Raw genomic sequence first — 23,336 nt, 5'->3', positions numbered from 1 at the left:
CGACTATGGCCGCGTAGCGAATGCGGGCTTCGCAGCGAACCTCACACTCCGGACATACCCCCGGCAACCGGGCGGTTACCACCAGTGCAACGTGCGGTAGCGCATCCCCCCGAGCAGCTGCCCCATGGTGATCCCGAGCAATAGACCACGCTCTTCTCCGGTGAGGCGGAGGTTGGCCGAGACCGCCGCGAGGCTGAGCAGCAGCAGCGGCAATCGGGGTTCCGGCAACCCGTTCCCCGGAAATTCGGCGTGCAGCCGAGCCAACCCGACACCGCGCGGGCGCCCCTGCCGGTACCCCGCGCGCAGCCCGCGCCGGTATCGGTAGGCCACCAGCGCCTCCGGCAGGAATCCGACCCGGTATCCCTCCCGGTGTGCGCGCCAACCGAATTCGATGTCCTCGTTGGCCGCGTAACTGGTGTCCAGACCGCCCAGTTTGCGATAGACCGCGGCGCGCACCCCCATGCTGCACCCGACGATCTGCGGCGCGAACACGCCCGGCGACTGGAAGTTCTCGGGGGCGGGCAGCTCGACGGCGCCGCGCGGATTGGCGGCATTGAGCGTGCGGCCCTCGACCGCGGAGCCGACCACGTCGTAGCCCTCGCCGAGGAAGCCGACCAGCCGCGCGATCCACTCCGGATACACCCGGTCGTCGTGATCGCAGAACAGGACGTACTCCCCCGTCGCGCTCGCCGCCCCGGCATTGCGGGCATAGGAGGCGCCGCGCACCGCGGTCGCCTCGATATGGCGTAATCGCAACGACTCCCGCAGCGGATGCTCGGCCAGATGGGCCCGCACATCGACCGGGGAGTCGTTGTCGGCGACGAGCACCTCGAACTCCGGCGCGTCCCGCTGCTCGGCGAGCGCCGCGAGCTGCACGTCGAGCAGCTCCAGCCCGGCCCGGCCGCGCAGGTACGCGGGCACGACGACGGACACTGTCGGCTCTGACACGTTGACCACTTCCCCGGACGATCCCACTGTTCGAACAATCTTCGAGTCGGAAATACCGTAGTGACTTCGGGGCCGGGCGCAACCCGAAACGACCGCCCAGTCTTGAAATAGGGCCCTTCGGAATAGAAACGGCCGCGTCGTGGCTTATGCTCAGAACGCAGCTGGTTCGCTGCGCCGACGAGTTGGAGCCCCGAGCGTCGTCCGCAGCGCCGAAACCGATCCGCACGGATCGGCGAGAGGGAACCCGGTGGGAATCCGGGACTGTCCCGCAGCGGTATACGGGAACGACCGCCGTCATCGGCACTGGGCACGAGCCTGGGAAGCGACGGCCAGTAGGTGGCTCCAGGGGCCGCGCCCGCAAGTCCGAAGACCTGCCGGCTGTGCCGGATACGCCGTATCCGGCGGCCACCGCCTCGTGGATCGGGCGGGCGGACACCAGTGCGCACACCGGACGACCCGGTGCGGCAAAGCAACTCGGGCTCCGTCTGCTCTGTCGGCGGTGACCCGTGGCTTCCCAGCACTGGAGACAACCGTGACTGTCACATCGCAGAACCCCTTCACCGCAACGGTTCTCGGGCTCCCGCGGATCGGGCCGCGGCGCGAGCTCAAGCGCGCGATCGAGTCCTACTGGGCCGGTCGCATCGACGCCGCCGAACTGCGCGCCGTCGGACGCACCCTGCGCCGCGACCAGCTGACCGCGCTGGCGGCGGCCGGGCTGGACTCGATCCCGGTCGGTACCTTCTCCCACTACGACCAGATGCTCGACACCGCAGTGCTGTTCGGCGCGCTGCCGCCGCGCGTGGCGGGTATCGCCGACCCGCTGGACCGGTACTTCGCCGCCGCCCGCGGCGCGCAGTCGATCGAACCGCTGGAGATGACCAAGTGGTTCGACACCAACTACCACTACCTGGTGCCCGAGATCGGCCCGGACACCGTGTTCACGCTGCACCCGGACAAGCTGCTGGTGGAGCTGACCGAGGCGCAGGAGCTGGGTGTCGCGGCCCGGCCGGTGGTGATCGGCCCGCTGACCTTCCTGAAGCTGGCCAAGGGCGTCGACGGCGTCGCACCCTTGAACCGGCTGCCCGAGCTGCTGCCGCTGTACCGGGACCTGTTGCGGCAGTTGGCCGCCGCGGGCGCGCAGTGGGTGCAGATCGACGAACCGGCGGTGGTCACCGATCTGACCGAGGCCGAGCTCTCGCTGCTGCTGGAGACCTATGCCGATCTGACGGCCGCGCCGGATCGCCCGAAGCTGTTGGTGGCGACGTACTTCGGTGACCCCGGCCCGGCGCTGGCCGCGCTCGCCTCCACCTCGGTGGACGGCGTCGCGGTCGACTTCACCTCCGGGACAACGGTTTCCGACGTCGCGTCGGTGCCCGCGCTGAGCGGCAAGCTGCTGGTGGCCGGGGTGGTGGACGGCCGCAACGTGTGGCGCACCGATCTGGACGGGGCGCTGACCACCCTGGGCACCCTGCTGGGCAGCGCGGGCGCGCTGGCGGTGTCCAGCTCGAGTTCGCTGCTGCACGTGCCGTATTCGCTGGACGCGGAGCCGGATCTGGACCCGGTGCTGCGCTCGTGGCTGGCGTTCGGCGCGGAGAAGGTCGCCGAGGTGCGGGCGCTGGCGACCGCGCTGCGGGACGGCACCGACGCCATCGCCGACGAGCTGGCCGCGGCCCGTGCGGCCGCGCGGAGCCGCCGCACCGACGCGCGGCTGCGCAACGACGCCGTGCGCGCCCGGCTGGACTCGCTGGGCCCGGAGGCGATCCACCGCGCCCCCGCCGACGAACGCCGTGCGCTGCAACGGGATCGGCTGCGCCTGCCGCTGCTGCCGACCACCACGATCGGCTCCTACCCGCAGACCGGGGCGATCCGGCTGGCCCGCGCCGCGCTGCGCAAGGGCGAGCTGACCGCGGAGCAGTACCACGAGCGGATGCGCGCCGAGATCGCCGATGTCGTTGCGCTGCAGGAGAAGCTGGGCCTGGACGTGCTGGTGCACGGCGAGCCCGAGCGCAACGACATGGTGCAGTACTTCGCCGAGCAGCTCGACGGCTTCGCCGCCACCGCCAACGGCTGGGTGCAGTCCTACGGCACCCGGTGCGTGCGCCCGCCGATCCTGTTCGGTGACGTGGTGCGGCGCGAGCCGATGACGGTGGAGTGGATCGGCTACGCGCAGTCGCTGACCGACAAGCCGGTCAAGGGCATGCTGACCGGCCCGGTGACCATTCTGGCGTGGTCGTTCGTGCGCGACGACCAGCCGCTGGCCGAGACGGCTCGCCAAGTGGCGCTGGCGATTCGGGACGAGACCGTCGATCTGCAGGGCGCGGGCATCCGCGTCGTCCAGGTCGACGAGCCGGCGCTGCGGGAGCTGCTGCCGCTGCGCGCCGAGGCCAAGCAGGCGTACCTGGACTGGGCGGTGGCGGCCTTCCGGCTGGCCACCAGCGGCGTCTCCGATGCCACCCAGATCCACACCCACCTGTGCTACTCGGAGTTCGGCGAGGTCATCGGCGCGATCGCGGCCCTGGACGCCGACGTCACCTCGATCGAGGCGGCCCGCTCGCGCATGGAGGTGCTCGACGACCTCAATGCCGTCGGCTTCCACCTGGGCGTCGGGCCGGGCGTGTACGACATCCACTCGCCCCGGGTGCCGAGCGTGGAGGAGATCACCGCCTCGCTCCGGGCGGCGCTGAAAGCCGTTCCGGCCGAGCGCCTCTGGGTCAACCCGGACTGCGGCCTGAAGACCCGCGGCCCGGCCGAGGTGGAGCAGTCGCTGCGCAATATGGTCGCGGCCGCGCAGGCCGTGCGCTGACGGCGCGAGGTCCCGCCCGGGTGCCGGGCGGGACCTCGCCCGTTGTCGATCACCGCCCTATGCTGGCGGTATGACCGATGCCCAACCGCCCCGCTACCGGGTCATCACCGGCCCCGACGACGCCGCCTTCTGCGAGCGGGTCAGCACGATCCTCGACAGCGGGTACCGGCTGTACGGATCCCCGGCGGTGACCTTCGACGGAACGAATGTCATTGTCGCGCAGGCGGTCATCCGCGACTCCGACGAAACCGACTGATCGCCTACTTCGCACGCTACGCAGCGACGAACGGACGCGAAAATACCTTGCAGTAACGGATTTTTGTCGGCGACAACCATTGAAATTGCAATGTTTGCGAAGATTATTGGGTAGCATCGCACCGTGCGCAAGATGTATGCGGGTGCCCGACTACGGCGGTTGCGCGAGGAACGGCGGATGACCCAGGCCGCGCTGGCCAAATCGCTCGAGCTGTCCCCGAGCTACCTCAATCAGCTCGAGCGCGACCAGCGGCCGCTCACGGTTCCGGTGCTGCTGAAGCTGAACTCCACCTTCGACCTGGACGTGCAGTTCTTCGCCGCCGACTCGGACGCGCGCCTGGTGTCGGACCTGCACGAGGTGCTGGTGGAGGCCGCCGGCGGCACCCCGCCACCCGCCGCCGAGGTCGAGGATCTGGCCAGCCGCCTGCCGGAGGTCGCCCGGACCATCGTCGCCATGCACCGGCGGCTGCGCGCGGCCACCGATCAGCTGGATCTGTTGTCGTCCAAGGTCGCGACGCCCACGGGCGCGCCCGGCGTGCCGATGCCGTACGAGGACGTGCGCGACTTCTTCTACGACCACCACAACCACATCGCCCAGCTGGACCTGGCCGCCGAGCGCCTGTTCGAGGAGTGCGGCCTGTCGATCGGATCGCTGGACCGGCAGCTGGCCCGGGTCGCCGAGGAGAGGGCGGGGGTGACGGTGCTGGTGCGCGGCGACGGCGCCGACCCGTCGATTCCCAAGCGGCACTTCGAACCCGAGACCCGCGTCCTCACGCTGGCGCGGCGGCTGCGCCCCGGCCAGCGCGCCTTCCAGATCTCCACCACGCTGGCCTTCCTGCTCTACGGCAAGATGCTCGACGAGGTGCTGGCCGAAACCCCCTCGCTCACCGGGGAATCGCGGGCGCTGGCGCGGGTCGGGCTGGCCAACTACTTCGCGGGAGCGCTGATCCTGCCGTACGGGAAGTTCCTGCGCTCGGCCGAGGAACTGCACTACGACATCGATCTGCTCGGGCTGCGGTTCGAGGTCGGCTTCGAGACGGTGTGCCACCGGTTGAGCACGCTGCAACGGCAGGGGCAGCGCGGGGTGCCGTTCTTCTTCGTGCGCACCGACCGGGCCGGGAACATCTCCAAGCGCCAGTCCGCCACCGCGTTCCACTTCTCCCGGGTCGGCGGAAGCTGCCCGCTGTGGGTGGTGCACGACGCGTTCGCCCATCCGGGCCGCATCCTCACCCAGGTGGCCGCCATGCCCGACGGCCGCCGCTACCTGTGGACGGCCCGCACCACCGGTCCCGGGCCGCACGGATTCGGCACGGCCACCAAGGAATTCGCGGTCGGCCTGGGTTGCGACATCGAATACGCCGACCGCCTGGTGTATTCGAAGGGATTGCAGCTCGACGAGCCGGCGGCGGCGGTGCCGATCGGCGCGGGCTGCAAGGTGTGCGAGCGCTCCGCGTGCCCGCAGCGCGCCTTCCCGCAGATCGGCCGCCCGCTGGCCGTCGGCGAGAACACCTCCGTCGATCTGCCCTATCCGCGGGCCACCCGCTGAGCTACCGCCCGGTCCGGGTGGCCCCCGCGGAAGCCGCCACCACGCAGGCGATTCCGGCCCACTGCGCGAAATTCATGAGCTGCCCGAGGACGACGAGCCCGGCGAGCGCGGCCACCGCGGGCTCGAGGCTCATGAGCACGCCGAACACCCGCGGCGGAATCCGGCGCAGCGCCTCGAGCTCCACCGAGTACGGCACCACCGACGACAGCAGGGCCACCCCGAATCCGGCGAGCAGCACCGACGGCTGCAGCAGCGAGGCGCCCGCGCCGAGAATGCCCATCGGGGCCGACAGCAGCCCGCCGAAGGCCATGGCGATCGCCAGACCGCCTCCGCCGCTGGTCCTTTCGCCCAGTTTGGCGCCCACCAGGATGTAGCTGCCCCAGCACGCGCCCGCGGCGAGGGCGAACAGCACACCGGTCCACAGCACGGGACCGTCGGCATGGGTGAGCAGCAGCACGCCGCCGCCCGCGAGCACCGCCCACACCGGATCGATCCAGCGCCGCGAATGCGCGAGCGCGACGACCAGCGGCCCCAGGAACTCCAGGGTGACGGCCATGCCCAGCGGGATGCGGTCGATCGCCTCGTAGAAGGCGAGATTCATGACCGCGAGAATGGCGCCGTAGGCCAGCACCACGGGCAGCGCGCGGCGCTCGATCCGCAGCGACGACCGCCAGCACACCAGCAGCACGACGCCCGCGAAGAACAGGCGCAGGCTCACCGCGCCCGCCGGGCCGGTCGCGGCGAACAGCTGCTTGGCCACCGCCGCCCCGACCTGAACGCTGACGATGCCCGCCAGCACCAGCACCGTCGGCGGCACCCCGCCCACCCGCTGCCGGGCCGCCGATCGCGAAAACCCCCACGGCAGCGCGGGTTTGCGTGCCCACCCGAAATCGATCGCGACCATCGCCGCCCCTTCCACCATGCTGCCGATCGGTATTGCTCACCGGCAGCATCTCACCCCCCGGCAACCGATTTCCAGCCGTTAGCGACGACCGTCACGCGGCTCACGACTTGGCGAGATACTCCAGCCGCTCGCCGTCCACCGCGGCACGCATCATCGTGGCCAGGCCCGGATGCTTGCGCAGCCCCGGGTCGGCGGCGACGACCTCGCGGGCGAGTTGCTGCGCGGTGGTGATCACCTCGAGATCGTCGAGCAGCGACAGCAGGCGCAGGCTGCGCGCGGTGCCGGACTGCGCCGCGCCGAGCACGTCGCCCTCGCGGCGCTGCCGCAGGTCCAGCACCGACAGCTCGAAGCCGTCCAGCGTCCCGGCGACCGCCTCGAGCCGGGCCATCGCGGTACCCATCGGCGAGGATTCGGTGACGAGCAGGCACAGCCCGGGATGTTTACCGCGGCCGACGCGGCCGCGCAGCTGATGCAGCTGGCTCACGCCGAACCGGTCGGCGTCGACGATCACCATGACCGTCGCGTTCGGCACGTCCACGCCGACCTCGACCACGGTGGTGCACACCAGCACGTCGATATCGCCGTCGTTGAACGCCCGCATCACCGCGTCCTTCTCCTCGGCGGGCAGGCGGCCGTGCAGCAGGCCGACCCGCAGGTCGGCCAGGGCACCGGTCGACAGCGTCGCGAACACGTCGAGCGCGGCGTGCGTGGCGGGGGCCTCCCGCTCCTCGGGCGACTTGGCTTTCCCCTTGCGGCCCTTGCCGTTTCCGCTGCCGTCGTCGTCCTCGTCGCCGATCCGCGAGCACACCACGTACGCCTGCCGCCCGGCGGCGACCTCCTCGCGGATGCGTTCCCACGCCCGCTCCACCCACGCCGGTTTCAGTTTGGCGGGAACGACTTTCGTGCTGATCGGGGAGCGGCCGCGGGGCAGCTCGGTGAGCGTGGAGGTCTCCAGGTCGCCGAGGGTGGTCATGGCGATGGTGCGCGGGATCGGGGTGGCGGTCATCACCAGCAGGTGCGGGCTGACACCGTCCTTCGCCTTGGCGCGCAACGCATCCCGTTGCTCGACGCCGAACCGGTGCTGCTCGTCGACGACGACCATGCCCAGGTCGAAGAATTCGACGGCGTCCTGGATCAGGGCGTGCGTGCCGATCACGATCCCGGCCTCGCCGGTGACCGCGGCCAGCAGCGCCGCCTTCTTCGCGCCCGCCGACATCGATCCGGTCACCAGGACCAGCTTGGTCGCGTGCTCGGCCGCGCCCAGCTCGCCCGCGGTGGCGAGGTCGCCGAGCATGCCGCGCAGCGACCGATAGTGCTGGGCGGCAAGCACTTCCGTCGGGGCGAGCAGCGCGCACTGCAAACCGGCGTCGACCACCTGCAGCATGGCGTGCAGGGCCACGATGGTCTTGCCGGAGCCGACCTCGCCCTGCAGCAGCCGGTGCATGGGGTGGCTGCGGGCCAGGTCCGCGGAGATCTCCTCGATCACCTGCCGCTGCCCGGTGGTCAGCTCGAACGGCAGCCGCTTGTCGAAAGCCGTTGCGATGCCGCCGGTCCGGGGCGGGCACGGCCGCGCCGCGCGGCCCTCGACGTCGTGGCGGCGCTCGGCCAGCACCAGTTGCAGCGCCAGCGCCTCGTCGAAGCGCAGCCGCTCGCGGGCCTGCTCGATATCGGATTTGCGCTCGGGCAGGTGGATCAGGCGCAGCGCGTCCGAGACCGCCAGCAGGTTGCGTTCCTCGCGAATATCCTGCGGCAGTGGATCATCGATGGGGTCGAGCTGGTCGAGCACCTGGCGCACGCAGGCCAGCACGTCCCAGCTCTGCACCTTCGCGGTGGCCGGATACACCGGGATGTATTCCCGCTCGAAGAACGAGACATCCACGCCGTCGGCGCCTTTCGCGCTCTCGGCCAGCCCGCGCAGGCTGCCGCCGCCGCGCACCGAGGTGAGACTCTCCATCGACTCCCCCGCCTCGGGCAGGATCAGATACGACGGGTGCGACAGGTTCCACCGGTCCGGCCGCCACCAGTGCACGGTGCCCGACATCATGGCCCGAACACCCTGTTTGACAAGGTAATTCACCTTGTCGCCGTTGAAGAAGGTGATCTCCACCGGGCGGGCGGAGCCGGTGTCGAGCTCGACCTTGAGCAGCTTGCCGCGGCGCTGGCGCATCGGGCGCAGCTCGGTCTTGGTGACGTGCCCGACGACGGTGATGTGCGCGCCCTCCTCGGGCTGCTCCTCGGTCAGCGGCTGGCCCTGGGTCGCGTAGCGCAGCGGATAGTGCCGCAGCAGGTCCTCGACCGTGTGCATGTCGAAGGCGTCGGCCAGCGGCTCGGCCGCCTTCACGCCCAGGACGTGGTCGAGCCGGTCACGCAGTGTCGCCATGGGCTACTCCACCCCGATCTGCACCAGGTCCACCGGCTGGCCGCCGTCGTAGGCGACGACCTCCACGCCGGGGAAGGTGGCGGTAATGTGCTGGGCCAGTTCGTCACCCAGCCCGGCCGGGGCGGCGGCGCCCAGCAGCAGGGTGACCAGTTCGCCGCCCAGGCCCAGCATGCGGTCCAGCAGCGTGCGGGCGGCGGCGCGTGCGTCGGGATCGATGACCACCACGTCGTTCCCGACCAGTCCGAGCCCGTCGCCGCGCGCGCAGGTGCCGACGATGGTCAGCGCCCGCTCGGCCGCGATCCGCAGCGCGCCCCAGCGGGTGCCCGCCGCCGCCTCGGACATGGCGAACGCGTCGTCGACCGCGATCCGCCCGGGGTCGTGCACGGCCAGCGCGGCCAGGCCCTGGACCATGGACCCGCTGGGCAGCATGAGCACATCCCGTGCGGCCGAACGGGTTCCGCCCACGCCGCCGCGGGCGGCCACGCTGACCGCGACCAGTTCGTGGGCGGGCAGCGCCCCGTTCGGCAGCACCAATACCTCCCGATGCGGCAGCTCGCGAATCGCGGTCAGCAGGCGGTCGGCGGTGACCTCGCCGTCGAGCACCATCGCGCCCGCGTCCTCGAACAGCCGCGCGGCCCCCGCCCCGGACGCCACGGCCAGGATGCCCCGATCGGCCCGGGGCAGCTCCGCCGACCGCGCCGCCAGCCCCTCGATCCGAATCCGGCTCAGCCGCCCCGCCGCCAGCCCCGCCTCCACGGCGGCCCCGGCATCACCACAGTGCACATGGGCCGACCAGCCCCCCGCTCCGTCCCCCACGACGGCAACCGAATCGCCCAGCCCCGCAAGCTCATTCCGCAACGCCGCTATCCGCTCACCGTCCGTGTCGCTCAACAGATACATGACCTCGTACTGCGGCCCCGCCCAACGATCGCCGCGAGCGGCCGCGACCCGCGCGGCGGCGTCGGGTGCCGTGGGCCGGATATCGGTGTAGGCGGCCGTGATTCGGCCCGTGTGGTCGGTGGCTGCCGGGTGGGGGGTCGTCGGGGATGCGGGCGGGCGTGGGGAGCGGTGTTCGGGGTGAGTGGGGATGATCGGGCCCTCGTAGGCCGGGCGGGTGGGGGCGGGGACGCCGGTGACTTCAACGAGCGCGTCGAGCAGGACCAAAAGACCGCGGGCGCCCGCGTCGACCACTCCGGCCTCGCGCAGCACGGTCAGTTGCGACGGGGTGTCGCCGAGGGCTTTCACCGCACCGTCGGCGGCGGCGAGGGCGACATCGGCAAGAAGCGCGTCGGGTGGGCAGTCGGCGGCGCGGTCGGCGGCGGCCTCGAGCACGGTGAGCATGGTGCCGTCCACGGGGGTGCTCAGCGCCTCGCGCACCAGGATCGCGGCGCGGCGCAACATGATTCGCACGGTGGCGGCCGTCAGCGGGCCGTCCTGTACCGCCTCGGCCAGGCCGCGCAGCACCTGCGACACGATGATGCCCGAATTGCCGCGCGCCCCGGCGGTTCCGGCGCGCGCCATGGCCCCGGCCACCGCGTGCGCCGGGGATCCGGCGGCCAGCGGCTCGGCGGCGGCGACGGCGGCGCGCATGGTGGCGAGCAGATTCGTTCCGGTGTCGGCGTCGGCGACCGGGAAGACGTTGAGCGCATTGATCTCGTCACGGTGACGCCCGAGACCGGCCACGCAGAGCCGACCCCAGCGCGCCAGCGCCGCTCCGTCGAGCGTCTCCGGGACCCCGGGCACGTCACCGTCCTTCCACGCCGTCACTGCGATCTCGTCCACACCCCGTCCACCAGCCTAGTCGCCCGCCCCGACACGACTCGCCACCGTGTACCGTGGGCCATCCGGTCGTCGACAGGGGGAACCATGACGGGGAACGCGTGGCGGCTGCGCCCGCTCGCCGCCGAGCACACCCGCGGTCTCGCCGAATGCCATATCGAATGCTGGCGCGAGGCGTACCGGGGGCTGGTCCCCGACCACGTGCTCGACACGTTCGATCTCGACGGGCGTGCCGAGATGTGGGAAAGCCGCCGGGTGCGGTATCCGGGCGCCACCACCGTCGCCCTCGACGGCGACACCGTCGTCGGCTTCGCCAGCGCCGGAGCCCCGCTCGACGAACGGCCCGTCGCGGAGCGCGCGCTGTACGCCCTCTACGTCCGCGCGGCGTGGTACGGCACCGGCGTCGCCCACGACCTGATGCGCGCGGCCCTCGATCCCACCGTCGGCACGTATCTGTGGGTGTTCGAGGAGAATCCGCGCGCCCAGGCGTTCTATCGGAAGTACGGCTTCGCCCTCGACGGCGCGCGCCGGGCCGAGGCGTTCACCGTGGCGTGGGAGGTCCGCATGGTGCGGCCCGCCACCACCACGCTCAGTTCTGGCCGTTGAGGCAGTCGAGCCCGCCCGCGGCGCTGATGCTCTGGAACACGCACAGGAACCGCGCGTTCACATTGGACGACAGCGACGCCGAGCCGGTCTGGGGATCCCACAGCGCCAGCACCGGGGCGGCCGGCTGGGTGGACACCTGCTCCTGCGGGGCGGGTTCCAGAGGGATCGTCGCCGCCTGCGCCACCGCGGGGGCGCCCAGGATGGCCGCTCCGGCAGCGACGGTCACGACGGCACCGCGCACGGACTTGATCTGCATGCAACTGCTCCTGATTCGCTCGAACGTCTACACACCCCGCGGCCTACGGCAGCCGCCAGTCGACCGGGGCGGCACCCAATGTACCGAGCAATTCGTTGGTTCGGGAGAACGGCTTCGATCCGAAGAATCCCCGCGACGCGGACAGCGGTGAGGGATGGGCGCTTTCGATGGTCGGCACGGAGCCGAGCATCGGCTTCAGCGTCGACGCGTCCCGGCCCCACAGAATGGCCACCATCGGCTGGTCGCGGGCGACGAGCGCGCGAATCGCCTGCTCGGTCACCGCTTCCCAGCCCTTGCCGCGGTGCGAGGCGGGCTGGCCGGGCTGCACGGTGAGCACCCTGTTGAGCAGGAGCACGCCGTGATCCGACCACGGCGACAGATCGCCGCAGGACGGTGTCGGCAGGCCGAGGTCGCGCTCGTATTCGGCGAAGATGTTGGCGAGGCTGCGCGGAACGGGCGAGACATCCGGCGCCACCGAGAAACTCAATCCCATGGGATGCCCCGGCGTCGGATAGGGATCTTGACCGACGATCAGCACGCGCACCTTGTCGAAGGGCCGCTGGAACGCGCGCAGCACATTCTCGCCCTTCGGGAGATACCCGCGCCCGGCCGCATTCTCCGCGCGCAGGAACTCACCCATTTCCGCGATACGGTCGGCGACCGGTGCGAGTGCGTCGGCCCAGCCCGTATCCATGATCTCCGACAGTGGTTTAGCGCCCATGGCCGCCCAACATAGCGTGGCCGGTTTCCGCGCGGAAGCTCACCCGCCCTCCGTGAACGATTCCCAGCCGACCGGTCCCGTCCACACCGCGCCGTCGACCGTGACCCCGGACCCGGCCGCGACCCGGCCGACCGCGACCCATCCGGCCGGAAGGTCCTGTCCCGCCGGGAAAGTCGCGGCGAAGGCGTGGTCCTCGCCGCCGGTGAGGCCCCAGGCCAGGGCGTCGGCGCCGAGCAGCTCGGCGACCGGCCGCAGCGCCGGGTCCGCGATCGCGGCGGAGTCGAGATCCACGGCCACACCGGAGGATTCGGCGATGTGCCCGACATCGGCGAGCAGGCCGTCGGAGACGTCGGTCAGGGCGTGGATCGGCACCGTCGGCGGCAGCCCCAGCACGGCCTCGTACGGCGGCTGCGGAAGCCGGTGCGCGGCAACGACTTCCGGGAACCTACCGGGATCGATCCCGGCGGCCAGCACGGCCAGCCCGGCGGCCGAGGCCCCCAGCCGCCCGGCGACGGCGACGACATCGCCCGGCCGCGCGCCCGACAGCAGCACCGGCTCCCGGTCCAGCGGATCGCCGAACGCGGTCACCGAGATCACCAGCAGCGGGCTGCGCACCACATCGCCCCCGGCGATGGAGCCGCCCGCCCGCCGCGCCTCGGCCCACATGCCGTCGACGAACCCGTCGACGAACTCCACCGGGGTGTCGGCCGGGCAGCCCAGCGACACCACGAATCCGCTCGGCGCCGAGCCCATCGCGACCACGTCCGCGGCGTTCTGCGCGATCACCTTGCCCCCGATGTCGTAGGGCGTGGACCAGTCGAGCCGGAAGTGCCGGTCCTGCAACAGCATGTCGGTGCTCACCACGAATCGCCCGGCCGGCGCCGCCAGCACCGCGGCGTCGTCGCCGGGGCCGAGCAGCACCCCGGCCGCCTGCGTGCGCCCGGCGGTCATGCGCGCGATCAGCCCGAACTCCCCCAGTTCGCGGACGGTGCGCGGACGGGTGTCAGCGATGGTCGTCTCCTTCCGTGAGCCGCGGCGCGGCGGACCTGCCGACGCGCGACGGATCGACGCTACCGGTCCCCCGGGTCCGGGACACGACCGCGCTGGTCGCTACCCTCGGAGCGACAATCCACCGGCCCCGGGGACCGCGCATCCGGCCCCACGAGCGGAGACGAACTCTCGAATGAGCAGCGACACGGAACGGTCCAACGGGACGACCGAACAGTCGGACGCGACGACGACCCCGGCGGGGCCATCGACGGAATCCGGCGATCGCTACTCCGCCGAGTCGAAGACACCGAGGCTGCACCCCGCGCTCATCGCCACCGCCGTGGCGCTGCCCGTCGCACTGGTCGTCGCCGTCCTCGTCATCGCGGTCATGTCGAACCGGCACGCCACCCGCGAGCCGCTGGCCCTCGGATCGGTGCCCGCCCCCGCCGCGGCGGGCCAGGCGTGCACCGCGCTGCTCCCGGCACTGCCGGACAAGCTCGGCGACTACACCCGCGCCGAGCTGGCCCAGCCCGCCCCGCCCGCCACCGTCGCCTGGCAGCTGCCCGACGGCGGCGATCCGATCGTGTTGCGCTGCGGCCTGGATCGCCCGCTGGAGTTCAACAAGGCGTCCGCGCTGCAGGTGATCAACGGCGTCAACTGGTTCGAGGTGCGCGACCAGACCAGCGGCGTCACCTCGGGCACCTGGTTCGTCGTCGACCGCGGCACCTACATCGCGCTGACCATGCCCAACAGCGCGGGCCCCACACCGCTGCAGGCCATTTCGGACGCGATCACCAAGGTGCTGCCCGCCCGGCCACTGGACCCGGGCCCCGTCCCGAACTAGTCAGCGCAGCCCGGTACCGCGGGCCAGCGCCGTCTCGACGAGCGTGCTGACCAGGGTGCGGTTGTCGATTCCGGTCGCGTCCCACATGCGCGGATACATCGAGATCGAGGTCATGCCCGGCATGGTGTTGATCTCGTTGATCACCGGTCCGTCGGCGGTGACGAAGAAGTCGACGCGGGCCAGCCCCTGGCAGTCCAGCGCGCGGAAGGCGCGCACGGCCAGTTCGCGGACCCCGTCGGCCACGGCGTCGTCGAGCTTGGCGGGGATGTCGAATTCGCAGACGTCGTCGAGGTATTTGGTATCGAAGTCGTAGAACTCGGGGGCCTGCTCGCCCGCGGCCTCCTCGGGCATCCGGATCTCGGCCACCGCACTGGCCGCCACGCGACCGTCCGGGAATTCCAGGACGCCGCACTCGACCTCGCGCCCGACCACCGCCGCCTCCACCAGCACCTTCGGATCATGCTGGCGCGCCAGGGCGATGGCGTCGTCCAGCGCGTCCCACGAGTCCACCCGGGAGATGCCGATGGACGAGCCACCGCGGGCCGGTTTGACGAAGACCGGCAGCCCCAGCCGCGCCCGATCCCGCTCGCCCACGGTCTGCGTCCCGGGCCGCAGCACCACGTAGTCGCCCACCGGAATGCCCTCGGCGGCAAGGAGTTTCTTCATGAACTCCTTGTCCATCCCGGTGGCGCTGGCCAGCACGCCCGGCCCCACGTACGGCAGCCCGGCCATCTCCAGCAGCCCCTGCACCGTGCCGTCCTCACCGAACGGGCCGTGCAGCACCGGAAAGACGACATCGACCGCATCCGGCCCCGCGGCGCGACCGCCCAGCGGAATCAGGCTGCCCGCCCGCCCCGGATCGGCCGCCAGCACCAGCTCGGTCCCCGTCGAATCCACCGACGGCAGTGCGCGATCGGCGATGGCCAGCTCGCGGGCGTCGGATCCGGCGAGCACCCAGGTGCCGGTACGGGTGATGCCGATCGGCACCGCCTCGTAGCGTTCGGGATCCAGGTTGCGTAGCACGAACCCCGCCGACACACAGGACACGGCGTGCTCGTTGCTGCGCCCGCCGAAGACGACGGCCACCCTGATGCGGTCAGTCATAGAGCGAACCGTACCCGTAGGACGCCGCATCCAATCATTCCGGCTTCATCCGGCGGCCCAGCAGCTGCCCGACCGCCTCGGCCACCGACAACCCCTCGTGGCACACCCGGTGCACCGCGGTGGTGAGCGGCATCTCGACCTCGTGCCGCTCGGCCAGCGCCCGGATCGAGGTGCACGACTTCACGCCCTCGGCGACCTGCCCGTGGGTGGCCTCCTGCGCGGCGTCCATGGATCCGCCCGCGCCCAGCACGTGCCCGAACGAGCGATTGCGCGACAGCGGCGAGGTGCAGGTGGCCACCAGGTCGCCGACCCCGGCCAGGCCCGCGAGGGTGACCGGATTCGCGCCCAGCGCCACCCCCAGCCGCATGATCTCGGCCAGCCCGCGGGTGATGAGGCTGGCGATCGTGTTGTCGCCCAACCCCATTCCCGAGGCGATGCCGCAGGCCAGCGCGATCACGTTCTTGCACGCGCCGCCGAGCTCACAGCCCACCACGTCGATATTGGTGTACGGGCGGAAATAGCCGGTGCCACAGGCGTGCTGCACGACCTCGGCGCGGGCGGTGTCGGTGCACGCGACCACCGAGGCGGCCGGTTGCCCGGCGGCGATCTCGCGGGCCAGGTTGGGACCCGACAGCACCGCGATGCGATCGGTTCCGGCGCCGGTGACCTCGGCGATCACCTGGCTCATCCGCAGCAGCGTGCCGGTCTCGATGCCCTTGGCCAGGCTCAGCAGGGTGGCGTCGGCCCCGATGACCTCGCGCCAGTCGGCCAGATTCGCGCGCAGCGACTGCGAGGGCACGGCCAGCACCACGATGTCGGCGCCGTCGAGCGCGACCCGGTGATCGTCGGTGGCCGCGATGCCGGGCAGCTCCACATCGGGTAGATAGGCGGGGTTGCGGTGCTCGGTGTTCAGCGTCTTGGCCACCTCGGGCCGCCGGGCCCACATCGTCACGTCGGTACCCGCGTCGTTCAACACCTTCGCGAACGCCGTGCCCCACGACCCCGCACCCATCACTGCCGCCCTCGTCATGCAAGCCAATATGCCACCCCCGCGCAAACGACCCGCAGAAAGCGGCGAACCCGCCCGCGGCGAGCAGCGAACGGCCCGCACGGCGGGCGCGAACACCGGAGAATCCCCGTTCGATACCGTGTCCGACCGACCGGTATTCAAATTGGGCATGACCTCCGCCACTATGGCGGACGTGCGACGATTGGCACATGCGTCCGGATGTTGTGCACGCCGTGATCGCGGTCAAGAACCTCGATCGGGCGAAGAGCCGACTGGCCGACCGGCTGCCGCCCGCGGTGCGGGCCCGGCTGGTCCTGGCCATGGTGTCGGACACCGTCAGCGCGGCCGTCACGGCGGGGCTGGGCTCGGTGACGGTGGTGACTCCCGACCCCGATGTGGCCGACACGGTGTCTGCGCTGGGAGCCGTGGTCCATCCGGACCCGATGGGCGCCGCGGTGACCGCCGACGCCGCCGAGGCCGACGGCCTGAACGCGGCGCTCGCCGACGCGGCCGCCGCGGTGCGCGCCCGCCACGGCGCGGTGGATCTGCTTGCGCTGCAAGCCGATCTGCCCGCGCTGCGCGCCGACGAACTGGCCGCCATGCTCACCGCCGCCCCGGCCGCCGGGCGCGCGATCGTCGCCGACCACGCCGGGCACGGCACCGCCGCGCTGCTGGTGCGCGACGGAAACGCCCCGCTCGCACCGCTTTTCGGCGCCGATTCGGCCCGCCGCCACATCGCCTCGGGCGCAATGGATCTCGTCGGCGACTGGCCGGGACTGCGGCTGGACGTGGACACCGCCGCCGATCTGGAGCGGGCCACGGCGCTCGGCGTCGGACCGGCCACCGGCGCGCTGCTGGCCGACATCGGGTGGCCGAGCCCCGTTCACACGGATCTCACACGGAGGTACGCCAGCCGGTCACATGTGTGCTAGATGATCGCGGGACCGGCGTCCCGATTCGCCATCGCGATGCCGCAGGCGGCGTCGCCCAGTCGTTAAGGAATGATCGTGAGCGTGAGCGAAACGGAAACCGTCCAGCAGCCGCGACTACCGGCCGCGCCGCCGGCGGCGACCCCGCCGCCCACCGCCACCGCCGCGCAACGGTTGCCACAGGATCGCTACCTGAATCGGGAACTGAGCTGGCTGGATTTCAACGCCCGGGTGCTGGCCCTGGCCGAGGATCCGTCCGAACCGCTGCTCGAGCGCGCGAAATTCCTCGCGATCTTCTCCTCGAACCTCGACGAGTTCTACATGGTCCGGGTGGCCGGTCTCAAGCGCCGCGCCGAGGCGGGCCTGTCGGTGCGCTCCGCCGACGGCCTGACCCCGTCCGAGCAGCTGGTGCTGATCGCCGAGCGCACCCAGGATCTCGCCGTCCGGCACGCCCGGGTCTTCCTCGACCAGGTGCAGCCCGCGCTGGCCCGGGAGGGCATCGCGATCATCGGCTGGGCCGACCTCGACGACGATGAGCGGCAGCGGCTTTCGGGATACTTCCAGGACCAGGTCTTCCCGGTGCTCACCCCGCTGGCCGTGGATCCGGCGCACCCCTTCCCCTACATCAGCGGCCTGAGCCTGAATCTGGCTGTGACGGTGAAGGATTGCGACACCGGCGGCGAGCACTTCGCCCGCGTCAAGGTGCCCGACAACGTGGACCGGTTCGTGCGCGTGCGGCGCAGCCCGGGCACCCGGGAGCCGCGCACCGCGGCCAGCCGCGAGCCCGACGGCAGCACCGGGGTGAACCTCGCCGCCTTCCTGCCGATGGAGGACCTGATCGCGGCGCACCTCGATCAGCTGTTCCCGGGAATGGATGTGGTGGAACATCATTCGTTCCGCATCACCCGCAACGCCGACTTCGAGGTGGACGAGGACCGCGACGAGGACCTGCTGCAGGCGCTGGAACGCGAACTGGCCCGCCGCCGGTTCGGTTCCCCGGTGCGCCTCGAGGTGTCCGACGACATGACCGAGCACATGCTCGATCTGCTGCTGCGCGAGCTCGACGTCGACCCCGGCGACGTCATCCAGGTGCCCGGCCTGCTGGATCTGTCGTGCCTGTGGCAGGTCTACGGCGTGGACCGGCCCGCCCTCAAGGACGCCCCCTACGTCCCGGCCACCCCGTCGGCGTTCGGTGAAAGAGAAACCCCCCGCAACGTTTTCGCCGCCCTGCGCGAGGGCGACGTGCTGGTGCACCACCCGTACGACTCGTTCTCCACCAGCGTGCAGCGCTTCATCGAGCAGGCCGCCGCCGATCCGCAGGTGCTCGCGATCAAGCAGACCCTCTACCGCACCTCCGGCGACTCCCCCATCGTCAACGCCCTCATCGACGCCGCCGAGGCCGGTAAGCAGGTGGTGGCGCTGGTGGAGATCAAGGCCCGCTTCGACGAGCAGGCCAACATCAAGTGGGCGCGGCAGCTGGAACAGGCCGGGGTACACGTGGTCTACGGCCTCATCGGCCTGAAGACGCACTGCAAGACCTGCCTGGTGGTGCGCCGCGAGGGCGCCACCATCCGCCGCTACTGCCACATCGGCACCGGCAACTACAACCCGAAGACCGCGCGCCTGTACGAGGATGTCGGATTACTCACGGCCGCACCGGAAATCGGCGCCGACCTGACCGACCTGTTCAATTCGCTGACCGGATACTCGCGAAAGGCCAACTACCGCAACCTGTTGGTGGCGCCCAGCAGCGTGCGCTCGGGCATCGTGGAGCGGATCCGGCGCGAGACCGAGCTGGCGCAGCAGGGGCTGGCCGCCCGGATCCGGTTGAAGGCCAACGCCATCGTCGACGAGCAGATCATCGACGCGCTGTATCGGGCCTCCCAGGCGGGGGTGCCGGTGCAGATCGTGGTGCGCGGCATCTGCGGGCTGCGCCCGGGCGTGCCCGACATGAGCGAGAACATCGAGGTGCGTTCGATTCTCGGCCGCTTCCTGGAACATTCGCGGGTGCTGCACTTCCAGGCCCAGGACGAGTACTGGATCGGCAGCGCCGACATGATGCACCGCAACCTCGACCGCCGCGTCGAGGTGATGGCCCAGGTGAAGGACCCCAAGCTGTGCGAGCAGCTGGAGGTGGTGTTCGATTCCGCCCTGCATCCTTCGACCCGCTGCTGGGTACTCCAGGCGGATGGGGGCTGGCAGGCCCAGCCCACCCAGGAGGCGATCGAACACGGTGAACAGGTGCGCGACCACCAGGAGTTCCTCATGCGACTGCGGCGACCGGATCGACCATGACCCACCCGGCGCTACCGGACTGCGACGAGATCTCGTTCTCCGATCCCCGGGTGACCGCCAATATCCTTGCCGCCGGGGCGGTGCTGTGGCGTCGCGCACCGGACGGGTGCGTCGAGGTCGCGCTGGTCCATCGGCCCAAATACGACGACTGGTCGCTGCCCAAGGGCAAGCTCGACCCGGGTGAGACCCCGATGGTCGCCGCGGTGCGCGAGGTGGCCGAGGAAACGGGCCTGCGGTGCCGCCTGGGGCGCTATCTGGGCCATGTGACCTACCCGGTCACCGGGCACCGCAAACTCAAGCGGGTGGACTACTGGGCGGCCACGGTGACCGACGGGACGTTCATCGCCAATCCCGAAGTGGACGAGCTGACCTGGCAGCGCGTCGACGGCGTAATGGAGGCGCTGTCGTATCCGATGGACCGCCACATGGTGCGCAATTTCCTGCGCCTGCCCCCGGATACGGCGACGCTGCTGCTCGTCCGGCACGGCAAGGCGGGCCGGCGCGACCGGTTCACCGGCGACGACGACGAGCGCCCGCTGGACCGGACGGGCCGCGCACAGGCCCGGGCGCTGGCGCCGAATCTGCTCGCCTTCGGTGCGGCGGATATCTATTCGGCGCCGCCATTGCGTTGTGTGCAGACGATGGAACCGCTCACCGAACAACTCGGCGGCGACATTCGATTGGAACCTTTACTATCCGAAACCGGTTATGCCGCAGCGCCGGACGCGGCGCTGGCCCGGATGCGCGAGTTGGTGTCGACCGACACCGTCCGCGCGATCTGCAGTCAGGGCAAGGTGATTCCCGATCTGCTCGCGCGCTGGGCCGAAACCGACGGTGTCGCACTGCCACCCGCGCGCAATCGCAAGGGCAGCGCCTGGGTGCTGTCCTTCTCCGACGGCCGCCTCGTCGCCGCCGACCACCTCGACCGCGCCCTCCGCACGGAATAATCGGCTGACGGGGCGCGCTATTGCGCCGGACCGCCGCCCCGGCCCCAGAAACGAACGAGCCCCGGACCCAAAGGTCCGGGGCCGTCGTGCGTTCCGGCGTCAGCGACGACGGGCGGCGGGCCGCTTGGCGGCAGTGCGCTTGGCGGCGGTCTTCTTCGCGGTCGTCTTCTTCGCGGTCGTCCTGGCCGTGGTCTTCTTGGCCGCGGTCTTCTTGGCGGTCGCCTTCTTGGCGGCCGTCTTCTTGACCGTGGCCTTCTTGGCGACCGTCTTCTTGGCCGGAGCCTTCTTGGCGGCCGTCTTCTTGGCCGGAGCCTTCTTCGCGACCGTCTTCTTGGCCGCGGCCTTCTTGGCGGTCGTCTTCTTGGCCGCCTTCCTGGCCGTCTTCTTGGCGGTGCCACCCGACACCGGCGCTGCCACACCGCGTTTCACGGCCGGACCCGCAGCGGCGATCTTCTGCTTACCCGCAATGATCGCCTTGAACTGCGCGCCCGGACGGAAGGCGGGGACCGAAGTCGGCTTCACCTTGACGGTTTCGCCGGTACGGGGGTTACGCGCCACCCGTGCCGCACGCTTGCGCTGTTCGAAGACACCGAATCCGGTGATGGTGACGCTCTGTCCCTTGTTCACAGCACGCACGATCGTGTCGACAATCTGCTCGACTGCCGCAGTGGCCGTGCGCCTGTCAGTACCCAACTTTTCGGTCAGAACGTCGATCAGTTCCGCCTTGTTCATTGAATCCTCCGCAGACTAATGGCCCGTCGTCGGACCGACTAGGTACCACGGTAAACCTTCAATGGGCAAGAGTCTATGTGCCACGCCAAATTTCATGTGGTGTGGCACACGCCCAGCAACCGCGATTGGTAGCTCTCAGCTAACACCCAGGACTGTTTACGCCCGTGAAATAGGGTCCGGAATGGTGGTGGGTTTCCAAGCCGGCCTTGCCTTTTCGAACCGGGAGATGGCGTCTTCCTGGCGGAGTGTCAGCCCGATGTCGTCCAGACCCTCGAGCAGACGCCACCGGGTGTAGTCGTCAATATCGAAGCGCAACACGGTGGTTCCAGCGGCCACCGTGCGGGCCTCGAGGTCCACGATCAATTCCAGACCGGGATGTTCCTCGAGCAACTTCCAGAGCAATTCGACATCATGTTGTGACATACGGGCCGCCACCAGGCCGCCCTTCCCGGCGTTACCACGGAAGATGTCGCCGAACCGGGACGAGATCACGACCCGGAAGCCGTAGTCCATCAGGGCCCAGACCGCATGCTCGCGTGAGGATCCGGTGCCGAAATCCGGACCGGCGACCAGGACTGACCCCCGGTTGTACGGCTCGGTGTTCAGAATGAAGGTCGGATCCGAACGCCAGGACGCGAACAGGCCGTCCTCGAAACCCGTTCGGGTGACCCGCTTCAGGTAGACGGCGGGGATGATCTGGTCGGTGTCGACGTCGGATCGGCGCAGCGGCACCCCGATCCCCTTGTGCACCTTGAAAGGTTCCATGAGTTCTCCTCGAAAATCCGGTGAAAGTGGGCCGATCAGTTCAGATCCGCAGGTGAGGACAGGGTTCCGCGCACCGCGGTGGCCGCCGCGACCGGCGGCGAAACCAGGTGTGTGCGCCCGCCTTTGCCCTGCCGGCCCTCGAAGTTGCGGTTGGAGGTGGAGGCACAGCGCTGACCGGGCGAAAGCTGATCCGGATTCATGCCCAGGCACATCGAGCATCCCGCCTGCCGCCATTCCGCGCCGGCGGCGGTGAAAATATCGCCCAGCCCCTCGGATTCGGCCTGCGCGCGCACCCGCATGGAGCCGGGCACGATCAGCATGCGCACGCCGTCGGCGACCCTGCGGCCGCGCAGCACCTCGGCCACCGCCCGCAGGTCCTCGATGCGGCCGTTGGTGCACGATCCCACGAATACGGCGTCGACCGGCACCTCGCGCAGCGGAGTTCCGGGCTTCAAATCCATGTATCGCAGCGCCTTCTCGGCCGACTCGCGCGCGGTGTCGTCGGCGATATCGGCCGGATTCGGCACCGACTCCGCCAGCGGCGCACCCTGTCCCGGGTTGGTTCCCCAGGTCACGAAGGGGGTCAGCGCGGAGGCGTCGAGGTGCACCTCGGCATCGAAGACCGCGCCCGGATCGGTCTTCAGCGCGTCCCAGGCCGCCACGGCCGCATCCCAATCCGCGCCCCGCGGGGCGTGCGGGCGGCCCTTCAGGAATTCGTAGGTGGTCTCGTCGGGGGCCACCATGCCCGCCCGGGCGCCCGCCTCGATGGACATGTTGCACATGGTCATCCGCGCCTCCATGGACATGGCGCGCACCGCCTCGCCGCGGTATTCGAGCACATAGCCCTGGCCGCCGCCGGTGCCGATCTGCGCGATGACCGCGAGAATCACGTCCTTGCTGGTGACCCCGGGCGGCAGCTGGCCGTCGATGTTCACGGCCATGGTCTTGAACGGCCGCAGCGACAGCGTCTGCGTGGCCAGCACGTGCTCGACCTCGCTGGTGCCGATGCCCATGGCCAGCGCGCCGAACGCGCCGTGGGTGGAGGTGTGCGAATCACCGCACACCACGGTCGTTCCCGGCTGGGTCAGGCCCAGCTGCGGACCGACCACGTGCACGATCCCCTGCTCGAGATCGCCCATCGGGTACAGCCGGACACCGAATTCGGCGCAATTGCGCCGCAGCGTCTCGACCTGGATGCGGGAAACCGGGTCCGCGATCGGCTTGTCGATATCGACGGTCGGGACATTGTGGTCCTCGGTGGCGATGGTGAGGTCGGGCCTGCGCACCGGCCGCCCGGCCGCGCGCAGGCCGTCGAACGCCTGCGGGCTGGTGACCTCGTGCACGAGGTGCAGGTCGATGTAGATGAGATCGGGTTCGCGCGATTCCCCCTCGCCCGCGCCGCGGGCCACCACGTGCTGCTCCCAGACCTTCTCCGCCAGAGTGCGCGGCCGATCGGCCATCCGTATCACCTCTCTGTGTTTGATTGCGCCGCCTCCGGCGGCGCTGTTCGCGTTTCAGCAGAG

The 23,336-nt window shown here is 70.6% G+C and carries 20 protein-coding genes and 1 riboswitch; of the genes, 8 read left to right on the top strand and 12 right to left on the bottom strand.

What is annotated here, in order from left to right; all coding sequences use genetic code 11:
• Positions 1-75: 75 nt before the first annotated feature.
• On the bottom strand, positions 76-948 hold the full coding sequence (locus tag HPY32_RS32370) for a glycosyltransferase family 2 protein (RefSeq protein WP_171983140.1): 873 nt from the start codon (positions 946-948) through the stop codon (positions 76-78).
• Between the two features lie 199 nt (positions 949-1,147).
• Positions 1,148-1,341: riboswitch (cobalamin riboswitch) on the top strand.
• A 139-nt stretch (positions 1,342-1,480) separates the two neighbouring features.
• On the opposite strand from HPY32_RS32370, the gene metE reads away from it, so the two are divergent.
• The 3 genes from metE (at position 1,481) to HPY32_RS32355 (ending at position 5,552) form a co-directional block, all read left to right on the top strand.
• A complete protein-coding gene (gene metE, locus HPY32_RS32365) occupies positions 1,481-3,751 on the top strand; it encodes a 5-methyltetrahydropteroyltriglutamate--homocysteine S-methyltransferase (protein WP_067584569.1) in 2,271 nt (756 codons plus the stop codon).
• Between the two features lie 70 nt (positions 3,752-3,821).
• The gene (locus HPY32_RS32360; protein ID WP_067578556.1) at positions 3,822-4,007 is read left to right on the top strand and encodes a DUF1737 domain-containing protein; all 186 of its coding nucleotides are present in this window, start codon (positions 3,822-3,824) and stop codon (positions 4,005-4,007) included.
• 123 nt (positions 4,008-4,130) lie between these two features.
• Entirely contained in the window at positions 4,131-5,552 is a 1,422-nt protein-coding gene (locus HPY32_RS32355; protein WP_082870615.1) for a short-chain fatty acyl-CoA regulator family protein, read from the top strand.
• A 1-nt stretch (position 5,553) separates the two neighbouring features.
• Here the strand turns inward: HPY32_RS32355 and HPY32_RS32350 are convergent, their stop codons facing one another.
• The 3 genes from HPY32_RS32350 to fakA form a co-directional block, all read right to left on the bottom strand.
• Positions 5,554-6,456, bottom strand: coding sequence for an EamA family transporter (locus HPY32_RS32350; protein WP_067578554.1), 903 nt, complete (start codon positions 6,454-6,456; stop codon positions 5,554-5,556).
• Between the two features lie 100 nt (positions 6,457-6,556).
• The gene (recG, locus tag HPY32_RS32345; RefSeq protein ID WP_067578552.1) at positions 6,557-8,836 is read right to left on the bottom strand and encodes an ATP-dependent DNA helicase RecG; all 2,280 of its coding nucleotides are present in this window, start codon (positions 8,834-8,836) and stop codon (positions 6,557-6,559) included.
• 3 nt (positions 8,837-8,839) lie between these two features.
• Positions 8,840-10,618, bottom strand: a complete 1,779-nt coding sequence (fakA, locus tag HPY32_RS32340; protein ID WP_373686685.1) for a DAK2 domain-containing protein — start codon at positions 10,616-10,618, stop codon at positions 8,840-8,842.
• Positions 10,619-10,702: 84 nt separating this feature from the next.
• On the opposite strand from fakA, the gene HPY32_RS32335 reads away from it, so the two are divergent.
• Positions 10,703-11,221: a GNAT family N-acetyltransferase gene (locus HPY32_RS32335; RefSeq protein WP_067578548.1), complete on the top strand. Its 519-nt coding sequence runs from the start codon at positions 10,703-10,705 to the stop codon at positions 11,219-11,221.
• On the opposite strand, the gene HPY32_RS32330 is transcribed toward HPY32_RS32335, so the two are convergent.
• From HPY32_RS32330 to HPY32_RS32320, 3 genes are read right to left on the bottom strand one after another with little or no spacing between them, the layout of a single operon-like run.
• Complete coding sequence (locus HPY32_RS32330) at positions 11,205-11,477, bottom strand: hypothetical protein (RefSeq protein WP_067578546.1); 273 nt, start codon at positions 11,475-11,477, stop codon at positions 11,205-11,207. The genes HPY32_RS32335 and HPY32_RS32330 overlap by 17 nt on opposite strands.
• 43 nt (positions 11,478-11,520) lie before the next feature.
• On the bottom strand, positions 11,521-12,198 hold the full coding sequence (locus HPY32_RS32325) for a uracil-DNA glycosylase (protein WP_067578544.1): 678 nt from the start codon (positions 12,196-12,198) through the stop codon (positions 11,521-11,523).
• Between the two features lie 39 nt (positions 12,199-12,237).
• Positions 12,238-13,149 carry a thiamine-phosphate kinase gene (locus HPY32_RS32320; protein ID WP_231951327.1) on the bottom strand — a complete coding sequence of 304 codons (912 nt, stop codon included), beginning with the start codon at positions 13,147-13,149 and terminating at the stop codon, positions 12,238-12,240.
• A gap of 232 nt (positions 13,150-13,381) precedes the next feature.
• Between HPY32_RS32320 and HPY32_RS32315 the strand changes: the two genes are divergently transcribed.
• Positions 13,382-14,032 carry a DUF3515 domain-containing protein gene (locus HPY32_RS32315; protein ID WP_067578540.1) on the top strand — a complete coding sequence of 217 codons (651 nt, stop codon included), beginning with the start codon at positions 13,382-13,384 and terminating at the stop codon, positions 14,030-14,032.
• Here HPY32_RS32315 and HPY32_RS32310 read toward each other — a convergent pair whose 3' ends face one another.
• Together HPY32_RS32310 and HPY32_RS32305 are read right to left on the bottom strand one after the other, a co-directional pair.
• Positions 14,033-15,136 (bottom strand): D-alanine--D-alanine ligase family protein, encoded by a 1,104-nt coding sequence (locus HPY32_RS32310; RefSeq protein ID WP_082870612.1) that lies wholly within the window; start codon positions 15,134-15,136, stop codon positions 14,033-14,035.
• A 34-nt stretch (positions 15,137-15,170) separates the two neighbouring features.
• Positions 15,171-16,166 carry an NAD(P)H-dependent glycerol-3-phosphate dehydrogenase gene (locus HPY32_RS32305; RefSeq protein WP_067578538.1) on the bottom strand — a complete coding sequence of 332 codons (996 nt, stop codon included), beginning with the start codon at positions 16,164-16,166 and terminating at the stop codon, positions 15,171-15,173.
• A 188-nt stretch (positions 16,167-16,354) separates the two neighbouring features.
• On the opposite strand from HPY32_RS32305, the gene cofC reads away from it, so the two are divergent.
• From cofC to HPY32_RS32290, 3 genes are all read left to right on the top strand, one after another.
• Positions 16,355-17,077, top strand: a complete 723-nt coding sequence (gene cofC, locus HPY32_RS32300; RefSeq protein ID WP_067578537.1) for a 2-phospho-L-lactate guanylyltransferase — start codon at positions 16,355-16,357, stop codon at positions 17,075-17,077.
• A 69-nt stretch (positions 17,078-17,146) separates the two neighbouring features.
• Positions 17,147-19,369, top strand: a complete 2,223-nt coding sequence (locus HPY32_RS32295) for an RNA degradosome polyphosphate kinase (RefSeq protein ID WP_067578535.1) — start codon at positions 17,147-17,149, stop codon at positions 19,367-19,369.
• A complete protein-coding gene (locus HPY32_RS32290) occupies positions 19,366-20,316 on the top strand; it encodes an NUDIX hydrolase (protein ID WP_171983139.1) in 951 nt (316 codons plus the stop codon). The genes HPY32_RS32295 and HPY32_RS32290 overlap by 4 nt, the downstream gene beginning before the upstream one ends.
• 99 nt (positions 20,317-20,415) lie before the next feature.
• Here HPY32_RS32290 and HPY32_RS32285 read toward each other — a convergent pair whose 3' ends face one another.
• From HPY32_RS32285 to leuC, 3 genes are all read right to left on the bottom strand, one after another.
• Complete coding sequence (locus HPY32_RS32285; protein WP_067578533.1) at positions 20,416-21,048, bottom strand: HU family DNA-binding protein; 633 nt, start codon at positions 21,046-21,048, stop codon at positions 20,416-20,418.
• A gap of 156 nt (positions 21,049-21,204) precedes the next feature.
• The gene (gene leuD / locus HPY32_RS32280; RefSeq protein WP_067578531.1) at positions 21,205-21,813 is read right to left on the bottom strand and encodes a 3-isopropylmalate dehydratase small subunit; all 609 of its coding nucleotides are present in this window, start codon (positions 21,811-21,813) and stop codon (positions 21,205-21,207) included.
• Positions 21,814-21,848: 35 nt separating this feature from the next.
• A complete protein-coding gene (leuC, locus tag HPY32_RS32275; RefSeq protein WP_171983138.1) occupies positions 21,849-23,273 on the bottom strand; it encodes a 3-isopropylmalate dehydratase large subunit in 1,425 nt (474 codons plus the stop codon).
• Between the last annotated feature and the right edge of the window lie 63 nt (positions 23,274-23,336).

The sequence above is a fragment of the Nocardia terpenica genome (assembly GCF_013186535.1).
GTDB lineage: Bacteria > Actinomycetota > Actinomycetes > Mycobacteriales > Mycobacteriaceae > Nocardia > Nocardia terpenica.
Note: the sequence above shows the minus strand (reverse complement) of the source record. Positions and strands in the feature narration are given on the sequence as shown.